Below are 3,493 nucleotides of genomic sequence, written 5' to 3'. Positions count from 1 at the left end.
TACAATCTTTGCAAATAAAGCTGGTTCTGTTGCAGTGCCGACGGCAAGTTTGCACTTTACACCCGAACTTATTAGTCAACTACGTGCTAGTGGGAAGCAGGTGGAGTTTGTGACGCTACAGGTCGGGAGTTCCAGCTCTCTTTGCATTGAATCTAGGCAAAAACCTTCCTCTGAACAGTTCGAGGTCTCCCAAGAAACGTTAAACCGTTTACATAGATGGAAAGAGGCGGGTGGGCGTGTCATTGCTGTTGGAACAACGGTTGTTCGGGCTCTTGAAAGCGCTGTTCGTGGTATGAGTGGCCAAACAAATCTTTTTATTACCCCCGGTTTCCGGTTTGAGCTCGTTGGGGGTGTCATTACCAATTTTCACGAACCACAGACGACTCATCTGCTGCTTGTTGAAGCATTCCTTGGACGAAAGCGACTTGAAGAAGTGTATCAATATGCTCTTCAACACCGTTTTCGGTTTTTAAGCTACGGTGATGGAATGTTGATTACTATCTGAGCCACCCTTCAGGGCTGAGCACTGAGCACTGACCGCTGAGTGCTTACTTTTCACCTGCTCCCATCTGATTCTCCTGCTAACTCTCTAATTTCCTCCCGATCAAGTCCAGTGATATTAGCAACTTGTTCAATATCCATCCCTGATTTCAACAGATTGACTACAATTTGTTTCACTTGTTGCTGGGCTTGTTCTTTTGCTTCCCGTTCCTGTTCTGTATCAGTCAGAAGCCAATTTCCGGAACCATCACACCAGCGCAACCAATTACGAGTTATCCCCGCATACTCTCCCCACCACAATCCCACACCTATGTCTAGTTCTGGAATCCAAATCTGGGGTGGATCAGCTAAAATACCTTGCTCTTGGTAACCAGCTCCGACTAATTTGAAAAACCGAATTTGGTTGGTATAGCGACTAAACACGAGATAATAAGGTACCCGTAATCGTTGCTCATAGACTTCCCACTTGGAAGGAATAGTTTGATGGGTAAGCTCACTGCTACTATTACTAGTTTTATTACTATCGTGTAGTTGAATCTTATCACTATTTCCAGCAACTCTTCTAGATGCTTCAGATTCTTGCTCTAGATTATCCCCTAAATCATCTTTTGCAGTTGTGGGTGACAGCAATTCTACAATTACAAAGGGATTAACTCCTTCTTGCCAAATTACATAGCTAGATCTAATATCAGTGCCCTCGTATAAACGGGGAACTCCCACTACTAAAAACCAATCTGGACGTTTATACCATTGAGGATGGCGCACATCATAGTAAAGATTTAAATCTGTACCAATAAATACTTCCTCAGAAGGGTAATACTGACAACGAAAGGTGCGACTTAATAATTCGGGTTGTAAATCGTGAAATTCGTCTGGCAAACCAGGTTCCTCCGGATTCTCACTCGGCAGATCATACATGGTAGGTAGGGTTTCTTTAGGAGAAGCAGGAGCTTCACTTTGGGGAATCCAGTTTTTAGTCATTTTTTTAGGGAATCGGGAATCGGGAATCGGGAATCGGGAATCGGGAATCGGGAATCGGGAACAGGAAATCGGGAATCGGTAATAGTAGGAAATACAGATTATTTTGGTTATTATAATTCAATTGAAATACATTGTTTTTTTTGAGTTTTTTTTAATGGCTAATATTATAGCGTTTATTATTATGATCAGGTACATTCAATTTTATTACCCCTGCTCCCTGCTCCCTGGTCCCTGCTCCCTAAAACCCAAGACTTTGCTCCTTACCTAATTGATATCTCCTATATGTTGTTTTCTAACCCAAGCCCTAAACGCCCGTAATGTTGCTGTTTCGCCATCAACTAAACTTTGGTTAATAAACCTAGGTATAGCATTCAAAGGCATCCAAGGGAAGGTTGGACTCTGATTTACTTGATTATAAATTAAAATCGGTTGTTGTAGCACAAAAACTTCTAAGTTTTGTCCATTATAACGCCACAATTCAGGGACACCAAGCGCTGCATAAATAGGACGCTTATCTAAAGAACCACTGGTTATATCGATTTCTAATACTAAATCAGGCGGTGGGTCATGATCTAAATTAATAGTTTGCTTATGTCTTACCAATGGCTCATTTTGGAGATAGTAACAGGAGTCAGGTTCTGCCCCTTTTAATCGTGTTTCTCGCTTAAGAGTCAAGGAGCCAAAGGTTTTGATAGTTAGATTTAACTCATCAGCGATCGCACCAATCAAGCGTTCAATAAAGCGGTTATTATTTTCATGGGGGCCTAAGGGAGTCATAATTTCTAATGTTCCGTCATCGTAAGCCAAGCGAGTGGAGCGGTCTTCTCCTAATTCTGTGAGTAATTGTTCAAATATCTGCCAACTGACATTTTTGCAAATTACCCGGTGTTCAGCCAGTTCATAATTTCCTGTGATCATGGTATAGGATTACCTCTTTAGGATTACTTTTATTGATAGCAGTGCTCAATTGGTTGAGTAACTTTTGTACTAGTTTTTGGGGAGTCGGGAGTCGGAGTCGGGAATCGGGAGTCGGGAGTCGGGAGTCGGGAGTCGGAGTCGGGAATCGGGAGTCGGGAGTCGGGAGTCGGGAATCGGGAGTAGTAGCAAAGGTATCAGAGTTTTTTTGAGTTATTCTAAATCAATTTTAATACATATTACTAAAAATAACTATAGTAGTTTATATTTTAAAATAGTTACTTTATTTTTAAGTGATAGGGTTACTTTTTTTTGAAGGTTAATCGCTAATAGTATAGCGTTTATTATTCTGATCAGGTACAGTCAACTTTCTTCCCCCTGCTCCGAACGCGTAGCGTGGCCTACGGCCTCAGTCCCTGCTCCGAAGTCCCTATTCGAGGTTTATTTTAAGCACCTCAAGTAGCGTGAGCTTTTAGCTCACGGCTGACCGCTGAATGCTTGCTTTTTGACAAATGATTTAAGATTGCAATAGAAGCTGAAGGAAATGCGATCGCTATGATTGAAGAACAACCAATTACCGAAAGAACACTAGTACTAGAACCAGGTACATTGTGGCCGAAACTGAAAGCACAAACCCAACACGCTCTTGAATGTAAAGCACTCCACTCCATAGCGACAGAATACGAATTCGTAGAACAGGAGGGTATTCGCTTCCTGGTGCGGATTTTGTCTAATCTGGTATGGAAAGACAAAGCCAAGAAGAAGCAAGACGAAAAAACAGCTACTTCATCGAAGGATTTCAACCCTTTTCTTCCCTACGAACAAGATTTATTTGTAGCAGACCTTTCCGACACCCACCTGTGTCTGTTGAACAAATACAACGTAGTTGACCATCACCTGCTGATCATCACCCGTGCCTTCGAGGAGCAAGATACTTGGCTGACCTTGCAGGATTTTGCAGCTATGTGGGCATGTCTTGGGGAAATTGATGGCTTGGCTTTCTATAATGCTGGAAAGATTGGTGGTGCGAGTCAACGACACAAGCACTTGCAACTAGTTCCTCTGCCCCTAGCTCCTGAAGGAGTTAACATCCAGA

General features: G+C 42.4%; 3 protein-coding genes and 1 pseudogene. 2 read left to right on the top strand and 2 right to left on the bottom strand.

Annotation, left to right across the window (positions count from 1 at the left end; genetic code table 11):
- The coding region (locus tag F6K20_RS29630) for an S-adenosylmethionine:tRNA ribosyltransferase-isomerase (RefSeq protein ID WP_287297078.1) at positions 1-505 on the top strand (505 nt) is incomplete at its 5' end.
- Between the two features lie 50 nt (positions 506-555).
- Here the strand turns inward: F6K20_RS29630 and F6K20_RS29625 are convergent.
- Both F6K20_RS29625 and F6K20_RS29620 read right to left on the bottom strand, forming a co-directional pair.
- A complete protein-coding gene (locus F6K20_RS29625) occupies positions 556-1,482 on the bottom strand; it encodes a Uma2 family endonuclease (RefSeq protein ID WP_287267838.1) in 927 nt (308 codons plus the stop codon).
- 264 nt (positions 1,483-1,746) lie between these two features.
- Positions 1,747-2,400, bottom strand: coding sequence for a Uma2 family endonuclease (locus F6K20_RS29620; RefSeq protein ID WP_287255167.1), 654 nt, complete (start codon positions 2,398-2,400; stop codon positions 1,747-1,749).
- A gap of 552 nt (positions 2,401-2,952) precedes the next feature.
- Between F6K20_RS29620 and F6K20_RS29615 the strand changes: the two are divergent.
- Positions 2,953-3,493: pseudogene (locus F6K20_RS29615) on the top strand (DUF4922 domain-containing protein); the annotation flags it as partial.

This window comes from Moorena sp. SIO2C4, assembly GCF_010672485.1.
In the GTDB taxonomy this organism is placed as follows: Bacteria; Cyanobacteriota; Cyanobacteriia; order Cyanobacteriales; family Coleofasciculaceae; genus Moorena; species Moorena producens.
The sequence above is the reverse complement of the archived record's forward strand: the minus strand, read 5'-3'. Positions and strand labels throughout refer to the sequence as shown.

Excerpts from the sequence above, each read along its gene's own strand:
- F6K20_RS29620 (WP_287255167.1), bottom strand. The coding sequence starts at position 2,400 with ATGATCACAGGAAATTATGAACTGGCTGAACACCGGGTAATTTGCAAA.
- F6K20_RS29625 (WP_287267838.1), bottom strand. The coding sequence starts at position 1,482 with ATGACTAAAAACTGGATTCCCCAAAGTGAAGCTCCTGCTTCTCCTAAA.